The sequence below is a fragment of the Flammeovirga yaeyamensis genome (assembly GCF_018736045.1).
In the GTDB taxonomy this organism is placed as follows: Bacteria; Bacteroidota; Bacteroidia; order Cytophagales; family Flammeovirgaceae; genus Flammeovirga; species Flammeovirga yaeyamensis.
Genome location: NZ_CP076132.1, coordinates 1,042,853 through 1,065,346 on the forward strand (window position 1 = coordinate 1,042,853; position 22,494 = coordinate 1,065,346).

General features: G+C 36.9%; 16 protein-coding genes and 1 tRNA gene. 9 read left to right on the plus strand and 8 right to left on the minus strand.

Going from position 1 to position 22,494, the window contains the following annotated elements:
• Nucleotides 1-105 precede the first annotated feature (105 nt).
• Both KMW28_RS04020 and pheS read left to right on the plus strand, forming a co-directional pair.
• Entirely contained in the window at nucleotides 106-567 is a 462-nt protein-coding gene (locus tag KMW28_RS04020; RefSeq protein ID WP_169664262.1) for an FKBP-type peptidyl-prolyl cis-trans isomerase, read from the plus strand.
• 231 nt (nucleotides 568-798) lie between these two features.
• The gene (pheS, locus tag KMW28_RS04025) at nucleotides 799-1,818 is read left to right on the plus strand and encodes a phenylalanine--tRNA ligase subunit alpha (RefSeq protein ID WP_066210048.1); all 1,020 of its coding nucleotides are present in this window, start codon (nucleotides 799-801) and stop codon (nucleotides 1,816-1,818) included.
• 262 nt (nucleotides 1,819-2,080) lie between these two features.
• Here the strand turns inward: pheS and KMW28_RS04030 are convergent, their stop codons facing one another.
• Nucleotides 2,081-2,611 (minus strand): acyl-CoA thioesterase, encoded by a 531-nt coding sequence (locus KMW28_RS04030; protein WP_169664263.1) that lies wholly within the window; start codon nucleotides 2,609-2,611, stop codon nucleotides 2,081-2,083.
• 202 nt (nucleotides 2,612-2,813) lie between these two features.
• Between KMW28_RS04030 and KMW28_RS04035 the strand changes: the two genes are divergently transcribed.
• From KMW28_RS04035 to KMW28_RS04065, 7 genes are all read left to right on the plus strand, one after another.
• Nucleotides 2,814-2,884, plus strand: a tRNA-Cys gene (locus KMW28_RS04035).
• Between the two features lie 523 nt (nucleotides 2,885-3,407).
• The gene (locus tag KMW28_RS04040; protein ID WP_169664264.1) at nucleotides 3,408-4,661 is read left to right on the plus strand and encodes a c-type cytochrome; all 1,254 of its coding nucleotides are present in this window, start codon (nucleotides 3,408-3,410) and stop codon (nucleotides 4,659-4,661) included.
• 60 nt (nucleotides 4,662-4,721) lie between these two features.
• Nucleotides 4,722-7,940 (plus strand): TAT-variant-translocated molybdopterin oxidoreductase, encoded by a 3,219-nt coding sequence (locus KMW28_RS04045; protein WP_169664265.1) that lies wholly within the window; start codon nucleotides 4,722-4,724, stop codon nucleotides 7,938-7,940.
• 68 nt (nucleotides 7,941-8,008) lie between these two features.
• Nucleotides 8,009-9,436 carry an NrfD/PsrC family molybdoenzyme membrane anchor subunit gene (nrfD, locus tag KMW28_RS04050; RefSeq protein WP_066210044.1) on the plus strand — a complete coding sequence of 476 codons (1,428 nt, stop codon included), beginning with the start codon at nucleotides 8,009-8,011 and terminating at the stop codon, nucleotides 9,434-9,436.
• A gap of 13 nt (nucleotides 9,437-9,449) precedes the next feature.
• Nucleotides 9,450-10,064, plus strand: coding sequence for a DUF3341 domain-containing protein (locus KMW28_RS04055; protein WP_169664266.1), 615 nt, complete (start codon nucleotides 9,450-9,452; stop codon nucleotides 10,062-10,064).
• Between the two features lie 47 nt (nucleotides 10,065-10,111).
• A complete protein-coding gene (locus KMW28_RS04060; protein WP_066213244.1) occupies nucleotides 10,112-10,789 on the plus strand; it encodes a c-type cytochrome in 678 nt (225 codons plus the stop codon).
• A gap of 36 nt (nucleotides 10,790-10,825) precedes the next feature.
• Nucleotides 10,826-12,172, plus strand: a complete 1,347-nt coding sequence (locus KMW28_RS04065) for a flagellar basal body-associated FliL family protein (RefSeq protein ID WP_066210043.1) — start codon at nucleotides 10,826-10,828, stop codon at nucleotides 12,170-12,172.
• A gap of 288 nt (nucleotides 12,173-12,460) precedes the next feature.
• On the opposite strand, the gene KMW28_RS04070 is transcribed toward KMW28_RS04065, so the two are convergent.
• The 7 genes from KMW28_RS04070 to pbpC form a co-directional block, all read right to left on the minus strand.
• A complete protein-coding gene (locus KMW28_RS04070; RefSeq protein WP_169664267.1) occupies nucleotides 12,461-13,147 on the minus strand; it encodes a hypothetical protein in 687 nt (228 codons plus the stop codon).
• A 135-nt stretch (nucleotides 13,148-13,282) separates the two neighbouring features.
• Nucleotides 13,283-14,425: an alpha/beta hydrolase-fold protein gene (locus KMW28_RS04075; RefSeq protein ID WP_169664268.1), complete on the minus strand. Its 1,143-nt coding sequence runs from the start codon at nucleotides 14,423-14,425 to the stop codon at nucleotides 13,283-13,285.
• A 70-nt stretch (nucleotides 14,426-14,495) separates the two neighbouring features.
• Nucleotides 14,496-16,151: a tetratricopeptide repeat protein gene (locus KMW28_RS04080; RefSeq protein WP_169664269.1), complete on the minus strand. Its 1,656-nt coding sequence runs from the start codon at nucleotides 16,149-16,151 to the stop codon at nucleotides 14,496-14,498.
• Between the two features lie 17 nt (nucleotides 16,152-16,168).
• Nucleotides 16,169-17,464 (minus strand): hypothetical protein, encoded by a 1,296-nt coding sequence (locus KMW28_RS04085; RefSeq protein WP_066210039.1) that lies wholly within the window; start codon nucleotides 17,462-17,464, stop codon nucleotides 16,169-16,171.
• Nucleotides 17,448-18,179, minus strand: a complete 732-nt coding sequence (locus tag KMW28_RS04090) for a type III pantothenate kinase (RefSeq protein WP_066210038.1) — start codon at nucleotides 18,177-18,179, stop codon at nucleotides 17,448-17,450. The genes KMW28_RS04085 and KMW28_RS04090 overlap by 17 nt, the downstream gene beginning before the upstream one ends.
• A 106-nt stretch (nucleotides 18,180-18,285) precedes the next feature.
• Nucleotides 18,286-20,118: a cation:proton antiporter gene (locus tag KMW28_RS04095; protein WP_169664270.1), complete on the minus strand. Its 1,833-nt coding sequence runs from the start codon at nucleotides 20,116-20,118 to the stop codon at nucleotides 18,286-18,288.
• Nucleotides 20,119-20,172: 54 nt separating this feature from the next.
• Nucleotides 20,173-22,419 carry a penicillin-binding protein 1C gene (gene pbpC / locus KMW28_RS04100; RefSeq protein WP_169664271.1) on the minus strand — a complete coding sequence of 749 codons (2,247 nt, stop codon included), beginning with the start codon at nucleotides 22,417-22,419 and terminating at the stop codon, nucleotides 20,173-20,175.
• Nucleotides 22,420-22,494: the final 75 nt, after the last annotated feature.

Sequence of the window (22,494 nt, forward strand, 5' to 3'; positions counted from 1 at the left end):
AATCCTCATTATTTCCTAACAAATACTTGTAAACCCTCAACATCTTTGTAATTTTGCAACTCATTTTGAGCGGTAGTACGCTCTAACATTCAAATAAATAGAGAAATGTCAGTAGCACAAAAGGGAAATAAAGTTAAAGTTCACTACACTGGTACTTTAAACGACGGTAGCAAATTTGATTCTTCATACGACAGAAATGAGCCAATCGCTTTCACTGTTGGTGCTGGTCAAATGATCCCTGGTTTCGACAAAGCAGTTGAAGGTATGAACGTAGGTGACAAGAAAACTGTAAACATCCCTTGCGAAGAGGCTTACGGTCCTGCTCGAGAAGATTTGATCATCGAATTCAAAAGATCAGATGTTCCTGCAGACATGAAACCTAACGTAGGTGACCAAATCGGTCTTCAAAGCCCTCAAGGTCCAATCCCTGCAACAGTAGTTGAGTTAACTGAAGAGATCATCAAAGTTGACGCTAACTCTCCAATGGCTGGTAAAGACTTGAACTTCGATATCGAATTAGTAGAAGTATGTGAAGATAACTGTGAAGACGGTAACTGCAACTGCTAATTATTTATAAGAGGTAAAACTCACTTAAACGCTTCAATCTATGCAAGATTGAAGCGTTTTTTGTTAAGGAACATCATAACAAATCATTATTATTTGGTTTTTATGACTTTACTCGTGTTATAGGTGAATAAAGTTTTTATCTTTGCAAATTGAAAAATAGAAAGGTGATCTTTCTATGTAACAGATTAAGATTTAAAAGGGGAAGTCCCATTCAATATATTTTTAGAAATTATGCTTGAGCAGATAAAAAAAATTGAAGAACAAATAGAAAAAGCAACTGCGGCAACTAAAGAAGATTTAGAAAATTTCCGTGTAGGTGTTGTTGGTAGAAAAGGTATTATTGCTGACTTATTTTCGAAAATGAAAGAAGTAGCACCAGAAGAACGTAAGACTTTTGGACAAACAGTGAATGCTTTAAAAAATGCTGCTCAAGAAAAATTTCAGGAACTTCAAGATGCTTTAGAAGATGCACAAGCATCGGATATCAATCACCATGACTTGACGTTGCCAAACGTTCCTAACGAAATGGGTACTGTTCACCCAATTACTAAAGTTCGTGAGGAAATTTCTAGAATCTTCGAGCGTGTTGGTTTCAATATCTCTGAAGGTCCAGAAATCGAAGACGATTGGCACAACTTCTCTGCTTTGAATTTCCCTCCAAATCACCCAGCAAGAGAAATGCAGGATACATTCTTCTTAGAAAAAGATCCTGATATTGCTTTACGTACGCACACATCATCAGTACAAGTACGTGTGATGGAAAATCAAAAGCCTCCAATTAGAACACTATCACCAGGTAGAGTATACAGAAACGAGACGATCTCAGCTCGTGCACACTGTATCTTCCACCAGGTAGAAGGTTTATATATCGATAAAAATGTATCATTTAAAGATCTTAAAGATACATTGTATTACTTCGCTAAAGAATTCTTCGGTCCAAATACTAAAATTAGATTAAGACCATCTTATTTCCCATTCACAGAACCTTCAGCTGAATTAGATGTTAGCTGTACTGTATGTGGTGGCAAAGGATGTAATATCTGTAAGTACACTGGATGGGTAGAAATCGGCGGTTGTGGTATGGTAGATCCTAATGTATTAAAAGCATCAGGTATTGATCCAGAAGAATACACAGGTTTTGCCTTCGGTATGGGTATTGAGCGTATGACAATGTTGAAATACAGAATCAACGACCTTAGATTATTTACAGAAAATGATCTAAGATTCTTACGTCAGTTCTCATCACTATAGAAAGAAATACATTAGATGAAATAAAAAAGGTCGCTTTTCTCGGAAAGTGACCTTTTTGCCGTTTAAGGGAAATGAAAAATTAAAAATGAAGAATGAAAAACGTGAAATGTTGAATGGTTCGTAGGAGGATAATGTTCAAGTTTAAAAAGAGTATTTCCACTCAATAATATTTAGTTTGAACCTATATCTAGCGCGAGTATTCGAACTCGTGTTCCCGTAATGAGTAGCGAACCCCAAAAAGCGAGCGTTAACTTCTTACCTCTTACTTTCCCTCCTCCTTCTTCTCAAATATCGAATGCAAAGAAGTAGCATCCTTCGGCTTCATCCTCCCCGCCATCATCAATCTCACCTCTCTTCTTTGTAATGCTTCCTCATATAGTTTCTTTTCAATATTGGTTTCCGGTTTGATCTTAGGGACAGTAATAGGTCTTCCTGTTTGATCTACGGCTACAAAAGTGAAGAAAGCTTGATTGGTTTCTACCTTTGTGCCATTGGGGATATTCTCACTCCAAACACGAATAAACACTTCCATAGAAGAGTTAAAAGCTCTGGTTACGTGTGCTTCTAAAGTGATTACATCACCTAGCTTTGGGGAGTGTTTGAAAGAGACATTATCAACAGATGCGGTAACTACAATTCTATTGGAATGCTTTTGAGCAGATATGGCAGCTACGACATCCATCAAATGTAACAAGTGTCCACCCATTAGATTGTTTAAAGGGTTAGTATCATTGGGAAGTACCATCTCGGTAGATACTACATAGGATTCTTTAGGTGCTTTTTCTAGTGTCATTTTATGTTTAAAGTATGTTTATGTTGATCAAAGATAAGGAAAGAAAGCATATCTAACATCTCTGATCAGGTAACTTGCGGCAAACATTCTATATTATCCATTTGTCTAACAGATTCTTAAATTTTATTTACTCTTTTTTTTGAATATTCGTTTGGGAGATTAAAATTGATGTATTACTTTTGCATCGTCTTACAAGGTAAAGGGTGCCATGGCCGAGTGGCTAGGCATCGGTCTGCAAAACCGCGTACGGCGGTTCGAATCCGCCTGGCACCTCTAAAAGGTCAAATCAATACATTGATTTGGCCTTTTTTTATACCCAAAAACCATGACTTAATTCTCCGTGTGTATTATCAAAACCATGATTTGATACTAGGATTCTTTTACATCAATAAGACTATTTAAACCTCTGTTTAAACAAATTTTTCTGTAATCAATCATGTTACTGAAAAGAAGTGAATAAGTATTCGTTTAATAAATTACCTACGCTATCACTTGTTATTGGGGCTTATTAAGAAAATTTAAGAGTGTTTACATTTTTTGCTGATCTTCATTATTCCTAAAAAGATGTCAAATGTCATTAAAAATTGTAATTTGTAATGATTCTAAATAAGGATATATTGGACTTTTAGGGGTGTAAATGTCTGTAAATAAATAAATTAAGTGTAAAATATTGTGTTTTACGTATTAAAGCGACTTTTGTTGCTAAGTTTGATTTAAAAGTCCCCCGTATTAGCTTTGCAACCGAATGTACAATTGCATATTTCATCTAATTTTTTTGTATAAAAACTTCAATGGTATGAGTATCGGCAGAAGTGTATTAAGGTTGCGTTCTACATTAGCAGTAGTTTGCGGGTTGCTCTTAGCAAGCACGATGGTGTTTGGGCAGGGTGATGGCATCCCTACTGATGAAGCAGCAATCTCGGCGGGGGCTGAACTTTTCGATGGGAACTGTTCGTCTTGTCACCAAATACACGAAAAAGGTATCGCACCGGCGCTTAAAAATGTATATGAGCGTCGTGATGTCAAATGGCTGACTAAATTTATCAAACATCCAGGCAAAACAATCGAGAGTGGCGATGCTTACGCGGTAGCACTTTACGAAGAGTTCAAACCTACCATTATGCCTAACCAAGATCTTACAGATGAGGAGATCTTACAGGTTTTAGCATATGTGAAAGATGCAACGATAAAAGGTCCAGCTAAACCAGCAGCTGAAGCAGCGGCGGCATCCACAGGTGCAGAGGCGGGAACGCCTCAAGGTATGGTAGTTTCTTCTAACCTACTTGTAGGGGTGATTATTGGACTACTTGTTTTATTGGGTATTGTTTTGATTGTTTTAGTCATTCTTGCTAATGTACTAACTCAATACCTTAGACAACAAAAAGGACTTGAAGCTGAAGATGAAGCGTACATTAATGAGAAATTCAGCCTAGCTGCAATTTTCAAAAGCCAAGTATTTGTTGGTTTAGCCTCTTTTGCGTTTGTGATGATTGTTGCTAAAGTAACAATCGATTCTTTATTCGCAGTTGGTGTTCAGCAAGGTTACGCTCCAGAACAGCCAATCAATTTCTCACACAAACTTCACGCAGGTTACTACGAGATTGATTGTAAGTACTGTCACACAGGTGTAGAAAAATCGAAGAATGCCAACATTCCTTCGGCGAACATCTGTATGAACTGTCACAACAGTATCCGTCAGAATTCTCCTGAAATCCAAAAAATCTATGCAGCTATTGAGAATGATCAGCCAATCCAATGGGTGAGAGTTCACAACTTGCCAGATTTAGCGTATTTCAATCACTCTCAACACGTAAAAGTGGGTGGCGTAGAATGCCAAACATGTCACGGTGAGATTGAAAAAATGGAGGTCGTTCAACAACATTCATTGTTGACAATGGGATGGTGTATTGATTGTCACCGTCAGACAGACGTAAACGCAAAAGGTAATGCGTATTATGACAAAATGGTAGAAATGCACGACGCTACTTCTAAAGAGCCGATGAAAGTAAAAGACATCGGAGGTTTAGAGTGTGCTAAATGTCACTATTAATTTGTCGCTTTTTGAACCTTTTGTTCACTAAGCTTTCAACTGATTTTCTACAATAGAGAAATGGCAAAGAAAGAATATTGGAAGGGCGTTGAGCAATTAACCAATGACCCTGAATTCGTAAAATATGCTGATAAAGAATTCCCAGAGCATCTACCAATTAAAGATGCTTATGGTGATAACTCAGAAGGGGAATTCAAAAGCAACAGACGTGACTTCTTGAAAGTGATGGGCTTCTCTGTAGCGGCAGTTTCTTTAGCTGCTTGTGAAGCACCAGTCAAGAAGGCTATTCCTTACCTAAACAAACCTGAGAACGTTGATCCGGGTGTAGCAAACTATTACGCTTCTACATTCTTCAATGGTTCAGATGCAATGCCAGTAGTAGTGAAGACTAGAGAAGGTAGACCTATCTTTATTGAGGGTAACACATTCTCTAAATATTCAAACGGTGCTGTTACAGCTCGTGCGAATGCTTCAATCATGGGATTGTATGACGAGTCTAGAGCAAAAGATCCTTCAAAAGGTGGTGTAACAACTACTTGGAAGAAGGCAGATGCTGAGATCGTTAAAGGATTAAATGCAGCAGGTAAAGTAGCCGTAGTTACGAATACCGTTGTTTCACCATCAACGAAGAAAGTCCTTAACCAATTTGCAGAAAAATATAATGCTGATGTAGTTACTTACGATCAGGATAACAACTCTGCAATTATCGAGGCAAACAAAAAGCAATTTGGAAAAGCAGCAGTTCCTTCTTACGCATTTGGTAAAGCAGATGTTGTAGTAAGTTTCAATGCTGACTTCCTTGGTAACTGGGTAGCTCCTGGTATCTTCTCTACAGAATTTGCTACTACTAGAAAAGTAGGACCAAATAAGAAGAAGATGTCTCAATTGTTCTCTTTCGAGACAATGTTGACACTTACTGGTGCGGCGGCTGATTACCGTTCTCCTCTAAAACCTTCTCAAGAAGGTGTAGCAGTAGCTGCTTTATATAACGCAATTGCAAAAGCAACTGGAAATGCAACTGTAAAAGGTGCTATTAAGGATGCTAACATTGCTAGAGCTGCTAAAGCTTTATTAAACGCCAAAGGTAAATCATTGGTAGTATCAGGAATCAACGATGTGAATGTTCAATTGTTGGTGAATGGTATCAACCAAATGCTTCAAAACTATGGCAACACTATCGATTTAAACACTCCTTTATATACTCGTCAAGGTTCAGATGTACAGATGAACGCTTTTGTTGATGCCTTAAAAGGTGGTCAATATGGTGCGGTGATCTTCTATAACTGTAACCCAGTTTACGATTACGCTAGAGGTAAAGAAATCGCAGCAGGTATCAAGAAAGCAAAACTTTCTGTATCGACAAGTGATCGTCTTGATGCTACTGCAAAAGCATGTGGTTTCAACGCTCCTGATACACATTATTTGGAAGCTTGGAACGATGCTGAATACAAAAGAGGATACTTCAGTATTGCTCAACCAACAATCAACAAGATTTTCAATACTCGTCAAGCACAAGATTCATTCTTAGCATGGGCTAATATCGATGCTTCTTATGATGAGTTGGTGAAGTCATTCTGGAAAACAGATCTTTTCGCTCTTCAGTCTTCTGAAGCAGTAGCTCAGTCTTTCTGGGTAAGATCTCTTCATAATGGTATCTTCGAAACGAAAAACGTTGGTGGTTATAAGTCAGTATTTGATCAAGGTGCAGACGCTGTTAACTATTTCGCTGAATTTGATGCAGCATCAGCAGGTGCGGCAGTAGCAGCTAAATACAAGACAACTGCAGATTGGGAATTTGTTGCTTATCCATCATCAGTATTGGGATATGGTGCTTTAGCCAATAACCCATATATCCAAGAAACTCCAGATCCGATTACTAAAGTAACTTGGGGTAACTATGTAGCTATCGCTCCAGATGCTGCTAGAGAGTTGGGTGTTCATAAAGAATTCGAAACAGAGAAAGAAGTACTTAAAGTAACGACAAAGGCTGGCGAATTTGAACTTCCGGTAATCATGCAACCTGGTTTAGCGAAAGGTGTAATCGCAGTTCCTCTAGGTTATGGTCAAGATGACTTGGGTAAAATCGCTAAAGAAGCGGCAGGTTTCAATGCAATGTCATTGTTGTCTGCAAAAGGTTTGACAAGCTATGTGATTACTTCAGGTGTTTCTGTAGTAGCAACAGGTACGAAAGAACATGTTGCTCAGACGCAGACTCACGAAACAATCATGAGCCGTCATTCTATTATTCAAGAAACAACACTTGCTCAATACGTTAAGAACCCTGCAGCAGCGCGTCATGAGGTGATGATCTCTACTTACCAAGGTAAAGAGAAACCAACTGATATTTCTGCTTGGGATATTAATTCTGATGGTTATCAAAAGGATGAGCATAAAGTAACAGAATCTAAGCCAGGAGCGGCATTACTTTGGAACTCTGTAACAGGAATCAAAGCTGATGTTCACGAATATCCAGGTCACCACTGGGGCTTAGCGATCGACTTGAACTCTTGTGATGGTTGTTCTGCTTGTGTGACTGCATGTCATATCGAGAACAACGTGCCAATCGTAGGTAAGCAAGAAGTAATCAACCGTCGTGAAATGCACTGGTTGCGTTTGGATCGTTACTATAGCCAACGTCCTGAAGAGGAGTTTACTGAAGAAGAAAATGCATCAATGACGGATTATGCGAAAATGGAGCGTTCAGCACGTAACCCAGAAGTAGTATTCCAACCAATGATGTGTCAGCACTGTAACAACGCTCCTTGTGAGACTGTATGTCCAGTTGCTGCAACTTCTCACTCATCGGAAGGTTTGAACCAAATGACTTACAACAGATGTATCGGTACAAAATACTGTGCAAACAACTGTCCTTACAAAGTACGTCGTTTCAACTGGTTCAAATACCACAACAATAATGAGTTTGACTATCACATGAACAACGATCTTGGTAAGATGGTATTGAACCCAGATGTTACTGTTCGTTCTCGTGGTGTGATGGAGAAATGTTCTATGTGTGTTCAGAGAACGCAAGCAGGCAAGTTAAATGCGAAGAGAGAAGGCCGTGAATTGGTTGACTCTGATGTATCTACAGCTTGTGCGTCAGCATGTGCTTCAGGAGCAATCAAGTTTGGTGACTTGAACAACCCTGAATCTGAAGTTCGTCAACTTCTTGAAGGCGAATTGAAGGAACGTGCTTACAATGTGTTGGATGAAATCAACACTCGTCCTAACGTTTATTACTTAGCTAAAGTAAGAAACAAGGAGGAGGCACACTCATAGTAAACTAAGTGATGTACATTACTTAGGACTCAATTTAAGTTAAGTATTCATACTCTACATAAGATAAAATGCAGATTGTATCGAAAGTCCGTGAACCACTGGTAACTGGTGGTAAAACATACAAGGACATAACAGAAGATGTCTGTCGACCAGTAGAAGGTAATCCATCGATGGGATGGTTTGCAGGAATGGGCCTCTCGCTTGTTCTACTTCTAGCAGGTGGAGCTTTTCTTGGAGAAATGCTTTGGTCTGGTATCGGTCGATGGGGTCTTAACAAGACAGTTCAATGGGCGTGGGATATTACCAACTTCGTATGGTGGGTAGGTATCGGTCACGCAGGTACACTAATCTCAGCGGTATTGTTGTTATTCCGTCAAAAATGGAGAACTTCAATTAACCGTGCAGCAGAAGCGATGACTATCTTTGCCGTAATCTGTGCCGCTATCTGGCCAGTAGTACACATGGGTCGTCCTTGGATTGGTGGTATTTGGGCATTGCCATTACCAAACACTTATGGTTCTCTTTGGGTGAACTTTAACTCACCTCTACTTTGGGACGTATTCGCGATCTCAACGTATTTCTCAGTATCATTAGTATTCTGGTTTATTGGTCTAATTCCTGACTTTGCAACTATCCGTGACCGTGCAATCAAACCAATTCCACGTTTGATCTACGGTGCACTTTCAATGGGCTTTAATGGTTCAGCGAAAACTTGGATGCACTATGAAGCAGTTTCATTGATTTTAGCAGGTTTATCAACACCTCTAGTACTTTCAGTACACACAATTGTATCAATGGACTTTGCAACATCAGTAATTCCAGGATGGCATACGACAATCTTCCCTCCATACTTCGTTGCAGGTGCGATCTTCTCAGGATTCGCCATGGTATTAACGTTGATGTTGGTAACTCGTAAGCTTTATAAATTAGAAGACTACATTACTATGGAGCACATCGAAATGATGTCACTAGTAGTTACAATTACTGGTTCTGTAGTAGGTATCGCATATATCACTGAATTCGTGATCGCTTGGTACTCAGGTGTAGAATACGAGCAATACGCTTTCGTTAACCGTATGACTGGCCAATACTGGTGGGCATACTGGTCGATGATGGGTTGTAACGTAATCTCTCCTCAAGTATTCTACTTCAAAAAACTAAGAACAAGCATTCCATTTATTTTCTTCATCTCAATTGTAGTAAACATTGGTATGTGGTTCGAGCGTTTTGTAATTATCGTTACTTCACTTCACCGTGACTTCCTTCCATCTTCGTGGGTGTATTTCTCACCAACGATTTATGATGTAATGTGTTACGTATTTACTTTCGGATTGTTCTTCACATTGTTCTTAGCATTTGCGAAGTACTTCCCTGTCGTAAACATGGCAGAAGTGAAATCAGTACTGAAAAGTTCTGATACTAAAGTGTACCAGTCTCGTCGTACCATCTCTAACGAGGTAGTTCCTGAGGCGGATAGAGTTCCAGTTGATCTATAAAAAAGAATTAGAGATGGAAAAAAACACAAATTATTTAGTAGGCGTATTCGGTGATGAGGATATTATGATTAAAGCGGTTAAAGCTTTAAGAAAGAAAGGTGTAAATATCTATGAGGTATTTACTCCGTATCCAGTTCACTTCTTGGAAGATGCTTTGGGGTATAAACGCTCATGGATGCCAAAAGCGGCATTTGGATTTGGTGCTCTTGGTACTACTTGTGCGATTTTACTTCAATCATGGATCATGGGCTTTGAGTGGCCAATGATTATCGGTGGTAAAGGATTTATTGCAATTCCTGACTTTGTGCCGATCACATTCGAATTAACAGTTTTATTCTCTGCTTTCGGTATGGCAGGATCGTTCTTCGTATCTCAAGATTTGAAACCTCACAAGGTTCCTCAAATTTTCGACCGCCGTCAGTCTGATGATAAGCACATTATGGCAATTGATCTTGCTAATAATAAGCTTTCAGAGGAGGAGATTAAAGCGTTACTTTCAGAGTCTGGTGCTGAGGAGGTAAACAACAAAAGCTTCACAGAAAAAGAGAAGAAAGGTAATTTCTTCGATTATGTGGCTGATTTGTTTACGAACGGTGTAACAGATTCTGCTAGAGAGTTAAAAGGATAATTAATCACGATTTAAATTACGCAAACATGCGAGGCAATAAAGTTGTAATGAAAGCAATCGCAATTGGTGCAGCAGCGTTGGCAATGACGGGATGTAAAATTCAAGGTGACGGTGAATTCACGGGTCTTGAATATGCTCCTCAAATGTACCACACTGTACCTTACGAGCCGCTTTCTCAATTCACGTATGACGGCATTAGAGGTGGTTTCCTTGAAGAATTCTACTACGAGGACTTTATCAACTCTAACCCGTACAACGATTATTATTCTGCTGGTAAAAAAGACAGAGTAATTAACGTTAAGGAGCCAGTTGCAGGTACTGTGAAGCGTCAAAACTTCACTGCTGTGACGAAGGAAGCTGCTGCGAAACCAGATCAGGAATTACTATACTATATGGACATTCCTGCTGATCAAGCAGAGTGGGCTGCAGAAAACTTGAAAAACCCATTGGAGGCAACTCCAGAAGTGGTTGCTCAAGGTCAGCACTTGTTTACTGCTTACTGTATGCCATGTCACGGTGAAAAAGGTGACGGTAAAGGTAAAGTAGGTCAGAAATACGGTGGTGTTGCAAACTTGAAAGGTAAAGCTATCAAGAACGCAACAGACGGTCATATCTTCTTCGTGATCACTCACGGTAAAGGACGTATGTGGCCACACAAATCACAGTTGAACCCTGAAGAACGTTGGGCTGTGGTGAAATATGTTAGAAAACTTCAAGGTAACTAAGATCGTCCCAACGGTCTAAACTATATTTTATAGAATATGGCACACGTAGATGTAGATCTAAAAAATATCCAAGAGCAGTTTACTTTCGGAGGTAAACTGAAGAAGAACGTGTTGCTCATCGGCGGTATCGGTGTGGTACTGTTCGTGTTGGGTACGATCTTCTTGATGATGGGTGGTGGTCACGATGATCATCACGCAGCTGTAGAGCATGCAACTGAAGTAGCTTCGGCACACTCAGGAGATGCTCACGGAGACGCTCACGGTGGAGAGCATCATGCAGAATACCACTGGTGGCAGCGTATTATTGTCGATTTCTGGTTGAACGGTGTGTTCTTCACAGGAGTGGCATTGTTAGGATTCTTCTTCTTTGCACTTCAATATGTAGCTAACTCAGGTTGGCCTGTATTGATCAAAAGAGTAATGTTGAACTTCCGTCACTTTATCCCTGTTGGTGGTATTGTATTGTTACTAACTTTCTTAGTTGGTTCTCATACGATCTTCCACTGGACACATGATGGAATTGCGGATCCTAATTCTTCACACTATGATGCAATTATTGCAGGTAAAGTAGATTTCTTGAATACTCCTTTCTTCTTATTTAGATTGGTACTATTCATTTGTGTATGGACATTCTTCGGTTTTGTATTGAACAAAATCACTAAAGCTGAAGATGCAGACATGTCAGGTACTACTAAGTATTTCAGAAAAGCTCAACGTATTTCAGTGGCTTTCTTGATCTTCTTTGGTATTTCTGAATCAGTAACTTCATGGGACTGGGTAATGTCAATCGATACGCACTGGTACTCTACTTTATTCGGATGGTATTTACTTGCAGGTTGGTTAGTAACTGCAGTGGCTTTCATGTCATTGTTTGTCATCATCCTTCAAGAAATGGGATATTTGAAAGCAGTAAATGAGAATCACCTACACGATTTAGGTAAATTCTTGTTCGGTTTCTCAATTTTCTGGTCGTACTTGTGGTTCTCTCAATTCTTATTGATTTACTACGCGAACATTCCAGAAGAAACAATCTATTTCGTAGATCGTTTGAGAAGCGCAACTTATGCTCCTTTATTCTTCACTATCTTAATTACAAACTTTATCTTCCCATTCTTTGTATTGATGACAAGAGATGCAAAACGTAAGACGATGATGATGAAAATTGTTGCTGTAGTAGTAATTTTCGGTCACTTCTTAGAGTATGCTATCCTAATCATCCCAGGTACATTGAAAGAGAACGGAGGATTTGGTTTAACAGAGATTGGTTCTGGTATGATCTTCTTATCGATCTTCTTATACTTGTACTTCTCAGGTTTAAGCAAAGGCGGTTTGATTCCTCAGAATCACCCAATGTTAGAAGAATCAGTGAATCACCACACTTAACAGGTGAACACTTGAAAATACAAAGCCTCAGGTCGTTGATTCGATCTGAGGCTTTTTTATGTATTTTCGATTTATCCGTTAAATCTTAAGCCCAAGCTTAATCCAAAGATATTGTAAAACCCTCCAGAATATTGATGTGTTGATATATAACTCATAGGCGTTGTCCAATGTATATAATTACAGAAGGAGTAACGTGAGGGATATTTAAACCATATAATAAAGGGTAGAGCAAAAAAAAGTCTATCAAAATCACTTTTGATAGACTCTCTTATGTAGTAAGCTAAGAAATTAAACTTCCACTTTCTTACCATTATTTTTTTGAACGATCTTTTTCTTCAATTGTTTGATCTCAAATTTAAGCATCGAGATTTCATTGACTAGGTCAGTGTATTCATTTTGAAGTTCAGATCTCTCTTTTTCTTTTCTTTCAAGATCAAATGCATACCATGATTCAGTTGGAAGAGTGGCTACGAAGTTATCGTAATCTTCTACTCTGTTATGATAGAATGCAATCGCATACATTGTGTCTCTTCTTCCATCAGCAGGTTTAATAAACTTTTTGTTGATGGTTAACTTTACATTATTCTCTGTGATGAAAGAATAAGTATGTCGGCTATGATCAATCAAAGCAAGTTTTTCACCTTTATTGAAATAGTAATCTTTCTGATTGGTCTTACTTGTAATTGAAATATCTTTTTTGACAATACCGAAAGCTTTTGTATGAGGCATTAAGTCATCTTTCAGCTGACTTATTGAATCTCTTTCATGTATCAATCTGATTTTTTGACGATCCAAACGATCGATCATAGTTTGAAGATATGCTGAATCTTCTTCAAACTTAATTAGAAGTACTTTTAGCTGTTCTTCTTTTTGGAATAATTCTTTTTCTAAGCTAACAAATTGTTGACCGAAGGAAGAAAGAGAAGTGCCTATAAAAAGAAGAAAAGTAATAAATCGTAGCGTACTTTTATTCATATAGTTCAGTAGAATTTTAGTTTGTGATAATGCTTTAATTAATAGTCTTGCTAAATTGAGACTATAGTCTAATAAATTATACGTAAAATTACAAAAGTAGATTCTACTAACTTTCTATTTTTTAGATGTTTAACATTAAATATCTTTTTTTCCGAAAAATAACTTAATGGCATCAGGAAATCTCTTGGCCCAATCTCCTTCAGAATGTTTGGCATTTTTATCTATCACTAAGAATAAATCTTTACCTGAAGTGTAACCAATAGACTTTAAATGCGATATCATTTTATCAACTCCAGGTTGAAGAATTACATCTACACCTTTTCCTCCATTATCAATATAAAAGATGACTTCTCTTTTCTTGTCTTTTTGAATAAGGTCAATATAATCGAATTCTTGGTACTTAAATGCAGGGGACATACTTATTGCTCCGGCATAAACATCAGGATGCTCCCATGCGATCATAAAGCTTACTAAACCTCCCATAGAAGATCCCGCTACAAGCGTGTGCTCTTTTTCTGGTAATGTTCTGTAATTCGTATCAATTAATTTCTTGATATCGGTAGCAAATGCTTTACGATAAATTTTTCCTTTCTCTGTCACTCCATAATCATCATTTCGGTCTTTTGTACAATAGACACCAACAATAATCATTTCTTGAAGTAGGTTTGCTTTACTTAATTGATCCACTGTTTCATCCACTTGCCAATCTACACCAAATGAACTTGTTTTTGGGTCAATGATGTTTTGACCATCATGCATGTATAAAACAGGAAATCGTTGCCTAGAATTTGATGAATAAGAAGGAGGGAGCCAGACAATGATATCTCTATCCTCTAAACCTTTTATCTTGAAGTCTTTGAAATACTCTACATTTCCAGTAATCTGTCCTTTTGGTATCAATTTACTTCCATCTGTCCAGTTATTGATGCTTATTTCTATGGTTGTATCTTTATCAGGCATCATAAATTCTAAGTTACCCCATTCGTTACCATCTTTATCAGCTGCTTGAAATTTCCAATCACCTTGAGTGAATTTATATTCTACTAAATCGTTAACCTCAAAGAACGAAGAGAAAGTATAATGTTGATTATCTATTTTGCTCAACTGAATAGCTGAGGGATCCCAATTACCCAATTTTTGCTGATTTCCTGTAATAAAAATATCTTTTTCAACAGGTTGGTTTAAAGTGATTTTCCAAGTAACCTCCGGAGAGTTTGATGTAGAATCACATGATGTCAAGCTTAAAAGGAACAAGAATAGATAGAGTAAGTATTTCATTTCAAAAAGTTTGATGAAAAAAAAAGCCCCATACAAATGTATGAGGCTAATATACTATATGTTTTTATCATTATGGACGAAGACGGATAGTAGTTTTACCACCGATCCAACATCCAACGTCGATAGAAGCACCTTCTTTGTAACCCTTAGCAGCTAATGTAAATACATCAGTTTTAGTAGGGAATTGCTTACGAGCTTGAGCAGCTTTAGCAGAGTTACCAGCTTTGTTGTACATATCGTACGCAGCTAAGTAACAAGCTTTCTCGTGTACGTTATCTTCAGAAGAATCAAAACATTGTTTGAATGAAGTCATGTACAAGTCTCCTACGAAAGTGTAAGCTTCAGGAGCGATGTTAGCATCGTATTCAACAGCTTTGAAAGCTTGAGAACGAGCTTGCGCTTTTAATCCTTTTTTGCTGTATAATTTAGCAATATCGATAGAAGTCTCAGCTTGTTTAGATGGATCCTCAGCATATAATTCGATAGCTTTGTTTTTCCACTCGATAGCTTTGTCTACATCGTCTCTCTTAATGTATTGACCTGCGATAACGTTTGCCATTGCAGCTTGAGGGTCGTTATTGTATACTACAAGTGCAGCATCTAAGAATAAAGGACCGTCAGTACATTTTTTACGGATAGAGTAACCAAATATTTTCTTAGCAACACCTAAATCTTCAGGAGCAGCTTTGAATTTTGGACCTAATTTCTCGTTGATAAAGTCACAATCGATATTTAACATACCCATGATATATTTATCAGCCATAGTTTGGATACGAGTCCAAGACTTGATATCTCTTTCGTCTTTTTCTTTTTCAGCTCTTTCTAAGCTTTTCTCTGAGATTTCAGAAATGAAATCGTACTCATCCATCAACCAATCTTCGTTGTAAGACTTGTATTTTTTGAATTCAGGATCGTTAGTTTCGAAAGAAGCTTCTAACTCTTCTAATTTTTTCTCAGCAGCAGCTTTTTTAGCTGTGTACTCTTTGATTTGAGCATCAGTGTATTGACCACCTTCGTTAGCAATTACAGAGTTTGCTGTTAAGATAGCAGACTTTTGCTTTTTAGTTTCAGGATCTTTAGAGAATCCTTGAACTGCTTTCTTGTATGCTACGTGCAATTTCGCTACGATAGCAACATAAGAAGACATGTTTGCATCGTCAGTCTTATCTAAATCTCTTTTTGCTACTTTATTGTAGAAAGCATAGTACTCTGGTAACTTATCGTTAAAATCAGGACGATCTTTGTGGTATTTGTAAACGTATTTCGCTTTTTCAGATTCCCACTTATCAGCCTGACCAAAGTATCTACCTCTGTTGTCATAAAGTTCTAAAACTCTATCTTCATAAGAAGTAAGAAGTGCTTTATCAGCAGCATCTTTTTTCTTTGATTCAGTTGACACTAAACCTTTGTATAATTTTAATCCGTAGATATAAAGGTTTTTGTGGATATATGGTGTGTTAGTGTAAAGGTAATTGAACGCATCAATTGTTTCTTTACCGTAATTCTTTGCTTTCATGTTATCAGAGAAGAAAGTATATTTCGACTTTGCCTCTTCAACATTTTCACCCCAACAGTATCCTCTGCTGTCACATCCTTTTTTAACGCTACCATCGGCAGCTTCTTGCTCTGTTAAACCGTTGTCTTTAGACTCGGCTGCTTCTTCTTGTGCTTGAGCAAAACTTGCTACTAACAAGAAACCTAATAGAAAAGTTGCTAACTTATTCATACTTGAAATTCGATTGATTAGTTGATTCGACGCCTTACGAACCAGCGATCATTGATTGTAACACCTATGTTTAATCTGTAGTGACGATCTTCAAAAGAGGAGGCTTGTTGAATGTCTGACCTCATCCACCCATACTCTCCTGAAACTGCCAAAGACGAGAATCCCATTGGAAACTCCACCCCGGCGGTCACAACATACTCTTTAATTTTTTCATCATAAACTTGGTACGGGGTTTCTCCATATCTAAATCCACCTCTCCAAGTTAAACGCTTCCAGTAACTCGATGCTGAAAAATAGTCAGGTGTATATTCAATACCTACGCCCAATCTAAATGCGTCATAAAGTCCTTTTGTACCATTGTAGTCTTCAAATTCAGACCAGCTTTGTTTTGTGTAATCCACAGCAATTGCCATTTTACCAACAATTTCATAACTGAATCCTAATGCTAATTCCGTTGGGAAAGTAGCGTATTGTGAATCATCTACAATGATTGTATCTCTATTCAAGATCAAATCAGATGTTGATCTTGTTTGAATATCCTCTAAACGTTTTACTCCAATTTGTTGTTGGAATGTGTAAGTACCACCAAAGTTGATTCGGCTTCCTTTGTCTTTAGGCCCAAAATGCTTTGATATATATATACCAGGTTTATACATCAAACCTCTATAATTTAAACGAACACCTCTACCAGAAATAAAGTCAGAAGTATTATTTAAAAGCTCAGTTTTTGTCACCTTCTCAATTACACCAACATTATAAGCTAATTCTAGACCTACAGAAAGCCATTTGCTTACTTTAAATCCATTACTGAAGTACACTTGGTTAATACCACCTTTTCCTTCGTTTTGAATGCCATAAAATCCTGTTGGTATTTGTGAACCATTAACAGGTGCATATAAAGTATCTGTTTGGTAAAACTTATAGCTTACAACACTATAAGGTTTAAAACCAACACCCATTGTCCATTTTCTACTTACTGGGAATGCGAAAGTCATATAACTTAGACCCCCACCATAATCTTGTTGCGTCTGACTGTCTGAGAACAAATCTCTTTGTTCTGCATACATACCCGCTTCGAATAAAGTAAGATTATTATAAGTTAAAGTAGCCGGGTTTAACAGGTTTGAATGACCATAACTTGCTAAACCTACACCTGTATAACCCATACCTTGGTTTCTAGCAGATGTAGAAGGTACAGGGTTACCCACTCCTAAAGCTGTAAAAGGAGCGTTTCCTTGCTGCGCATAAACTGTAGATCCAAAAGTGATCAATAACAGGCAGCTTATAATGATATTATTAATTTGTTTGTACATGTAATCTCAGAATACTATCGATTCCTTTGAGAACCAGATTTCGGTCAGCAAAGATGCTTGAATTTAATTTAGATTCAAAAGTATTTGCCATCCCACCACACAACAATGTATTAATTCCATCAAATTTTCTTTGATATTGTTGAATTGTCCCTTCGATTTCCGCTAAAAGGCCATTTACCGCACCAGACATCATACATGATTTTGTAGAATCACCTATTAATTTTTGGTCTAAATCCAACTCTTCTATAAGAGGTAAATTTGCAGTAAAAGCATTCATGGCTTTTAATCTTAATTGAACACCAGGGGAGATACCTCCACCTAGATACACATTATCTGCAGTTATAAGGTCGTAAGTAACACAGGTGCCTATATCTACGACCAAACAAGTTTGATTTGGAAATAACTCTCTGGCTGCGGCTACAGCAGCAATTCGATCTACTCCTAAAGTCAGAGGAGTACCATATTGATTATCAAATGGTAAATTCGTAGAGGAAGAAATTTCCAAAACATTGAACTGTTCTTTAAGGCGATTAAGTAAGGATGGTTCTAAATTTCCAACGCTTGCTAACCCAATCCATTCGCATGAGAAATCAACTAATGCATGAATAAGTTTAACGCTATCTTCAAAGACACGAACGTTGATTAATTCGTTGTCTTGAAAAAAGCCAACTTTCATTAAGCTATTTCCTACGTCGATGGATACCCTTCTGAACATTTTTATTATTTATATCTATCTAATTGATAATTAGTTGGATATACAGCCCAATTGCATATATACTTTGCTAGTGAAATTATTCAAAATTATTTCACTTAAATTAACCTTAACTCTGTTTTTTCACATCTTTAAACTCCAAATACACTATTTGATCATCCTCGTTAATTTCGTTTAAAGAATCGGTTACAGGAGTTACTCTTTGGTTAGAATGAATTATAAATATTGGTAAATCATATGTCGATAACAATTGAAAGGATTCCTCTTTATCATAATACTGACTTGATTTAACAATCTTTATAATATGTTTACGCCTTATAAGATTAGAGAGGGCTATAAAATCATATTTCCCTTGAAATAATAGGTGCTGAGGTTTTTGAAGTGCGTTTGTTTCTACTTCTAATTTCGAAGCCAATCTGAACACTTTATTCATGCCCAGTTCAGAAGAAACAGTTCTATTTCCAAGTATGTTGATTTCATTATTTGATGTTGTAGAAAACAACTGTCCATATCTAGAGAAATCTACTTCTTCTAAAGCTCCTTCAGATAGAATACTTCCTTCGTAAGTTGGAATACCGTTCCTTTTAGCATTTCTAATATTATGTTCTGATGTATCAGACATCAAAACAGGAATATCAAATCGATGAAGAATTTTAGCAATGAATAAACCTACCTCACTAGCACCAAGGAATAAAATACCGTTAGGCTCTTCTCTTAATACTTTTAAGGCTTTGGCAAGTGGTTTTGCTGTTAAGCCTTGTATTACCACCGTACCAATAATGATCATGAAAGTTAAAGGAAGCAACATTTTTGCTTCTTCTACCTGAATTTCTGTAATAGGCGCTTGTCCTGAAGTAAGTTTTAAAGTAAACAAGGAAGCAACACCAGCAGCAACGATCCCTCTAGGAGAGATATAAGAAATAAATATTCTTTCTTTCCATTTTAAACTAGTTCCTATTGTGCTACACAGAACAACAAGTGGTCGGATAATATAAATAATCACTATAAATAGTAAAACACTCTTCCAGTTGGCAAGAGCCATGAGATCATTTATATCCATCCTAGAGGAAAGCATCACAAATAAGAAGGAGATTAAAATTAAAGTAACATCTTCTTTGAAATGCATAAGGGATTTTAAGTTAGCAATCTTGGAGTTTCCGATAATCATACCGTAAACAGTTACCGCTAACAATCCCGACTCCGCATGTAAGACATCTGAAAAACCAAATGTGCCAATTACGGCACCGAGGATAACAGTGTTTTTTAAGTGATCAGGTAGAAGTGCTTTATTTTTCAACATCCTTATGGTAATGAAGGCCGCTAATCCACCAGTTAGTAATCCCGATAAGGTTAATAACAAAAATCCTTTTAGGGCAAAAAAGGTAAATAACTCATTGCTATGTCCTGAAAGAATAAAGTCAAATATTAAAATTGCAGTCAAGGCACCTATTGGATCTATAAGAATACCTTCCCATTTAAGAATAGTATTTATTCTGATATTAGGCTTTATGTTTCTAAGCATAGGACCTACAACTGTTGGTCCTGAGACAATAATTAACCCTCCAAATAATAAAGCTATTCTATAGCTAAAGCCCATGATGTAATGTGTAGCAATTGCTCCACCTATTAAGGTGATTATGGTTCCAAAAATGAGCAATCTCCAAATTACATTTCCAAGGTTTTTTGTCTCTTTTAATTTTAAAGTTAAACCACCTTCAAACAATATTAACCCAACAGATAGATTAACAACATCAAAAAGTAATTCACCATGGAAGATTTTATCTCCATCGATAAATTTATGTCCATCGGGAGTGAAAAAAGTAGAAAAAGGACCAACCAACAATCCTATTAAAATTAAAGGAAGGATGGCAGGAACTTTAATTTTCCACCCGAGCCATTGTGCAAAAAAACCAAGCCCGATTAAAGAGGCAAGTTCTATCATTCTAATTGTTTGAAGTAAGAAACTATGTTTTTGAGTAGGGGAATTAACCACTAACTATTTAACAAATATATAAATCTCAGCGTTTCTTCCCTTATCATCTGTACATGATATTTTATTTTGTCCGAATTTAAACTGATGGAAAAGTGACTGTCCTCTCTCTACTTTTTTAATAAAATGATCGTTTACATACCAATAGGTGTAAGCGACATCCGGACTTAAATGAGCTTTCATTTCTAGCTCTGTACTTTTATCAGTAATAATATATTCTCTACCTTCTACAGGAGAAATAATTTGAGGAGCAACCCCAGTAATTGATGTCCTGCATTTAGGATTGTGCTGAGGTGGAGCATTAAATGGTAGATTGTTTTCTAAATAAAATGTCATCAATTCAACGGATGGATTAGCATATTGTTTTTTGATATAGCCACCTTCTTTTGGAAGACAGTCATGACAATAATAAAAGCTAGAATCTGTTGATACGAAATAATTTTTTAGGTGAGTACACTTTTCAGTATGAGAAACACCTGGAATAAAAGTATCGCTTACTAAATGGTCACAAAAGATATTTGGTACTTTTCCCGATGTAGCACAAACCTCTCTTTCAAAAATGTGTTCGGGTATATCGTATTCCCATTTCGAAATATTATTTCCCGTGTAAAGTGATTGGAATAATGAGAATAGTAAAGGAGTTGCCGTTTCTGCTCCCGTTAACCCGGGAACACCAATATTATTAAAATTACCACACCATACTCCAACTGTATATTCTTTATTGTACCCTACACTCCATGCGTCTCTTCGACCATAGGATGTTCCTGTCTTCCATGCGATAGGAGGGGCATGAAAGCTATTTTGATAATTATTCGGGAAATCAGGTCGTTTTAACTGACTCAATATTTCATAGATCATATAAGCACTTTCAGGGGTGACTATTTGATGCTTGGAAGAATCAATTTCAGCTGAAGTAAAATGTAAAGGAGTGTAAGATCCTTCTTGAGCAAATGCAGCGTACAATCCTGTTAGTTCGGTTAAATTTACTCCACATCCACCCAAAGCAAGTGATAAACCTAAACGTTTTTCTTGTCTTTTAATGGTATTAAAACCAGCATTTTTTAAACTATTGATTAGTGCCGGCGTACCGATTTTCTCTAAAATAGAGACTGCAGGAATATTAAGTGATTGCTTTAACGCTTCTGTAACTGTAACTTCTCCACGAAATTGTTCATCATAATTCACGGGACTGTAAGAACCAAAATCGTGTCGAACATCTAAAATTTGAAGCTTGGGAGTAAGTATACCTCTATCAAACCCTAGGGCATAGATAAGTGGTTTTAATGTTGATCCAGGTGACCTTAATGCTAAATTTCCATCAATTTGCCCCGCATTTTGATCATCATCGTAGTCTTGAGAACCGATGTAAGCAATAACATTATTTGTTTTATTATCTATAATTAAAGCTGCAGCATTGTAAATACCTAAGCCACTTTGTCTTCTAGAATATTTAGATATAATTTTTTCAGCTTTAATCTGTTTGCCCACATCTATGTTTGTTTTTATCACTTTATCTAGAGGGTACTTATTAATTAACCTTCTATTTAGATGTGGAGTAGTTCTCGGCATATTTTCTCTCTTAATATGAAGAGGTTCTAGAAGAGCAGAATACTTTTCATCATCAGAGATTATCCCTTCCTCATAATACCTTACAATCCATTTATCTCTTTCGCTCTTCAAAAACTCTTTTTGATGCTGAATACTTAATGAGGTAGGTCGATTAGGTATGATTGATAACATTGAAGACTCTGCTGTACTTAAAGCATTTGGATTTTTTTGGAGATAAAGTACAGTTGCTGCTTTTATACCCTCAATATTTCCTCCAAAGGGAATACTGTTAATATACATTTCAAGGATTTCATCTTTACTATATGTACATTCTAATTGATAAGCTCTAAATGCCTCTTTTAGTTTATTGAGGTACGTCCTTTCTTTAGGTTCTAATAAACGGACGACTTGCATTGTAATCGTAGATGCTCCTGAAACTCGTTTTTGTGAAGTTAAATTGTAGAAAACAGCTCTAAATACTGAAATAGGATTAATGCCAAAATGGTAATAAAACCATTTGTCTTCTTTCTGAGTTATAGCTTTAATAAAAAAAGGATCAACATCTTCCAGAGAACTATATAAACACCATTTATCTGAAGTATTTAACGTAGCACCTATCACCTCATTGTTTTTGGATAATATAACTTTACCATATTTGACCTTTTCAGGGTAGGGGAATAAAAAATGAATAATACCCCAACTCATGAATTGTACAATACAAAGAAAGCTTAAAGTTATAAAAAGTTTTCTAGCTAACTTGTTGATATTGATCTTTTTAAA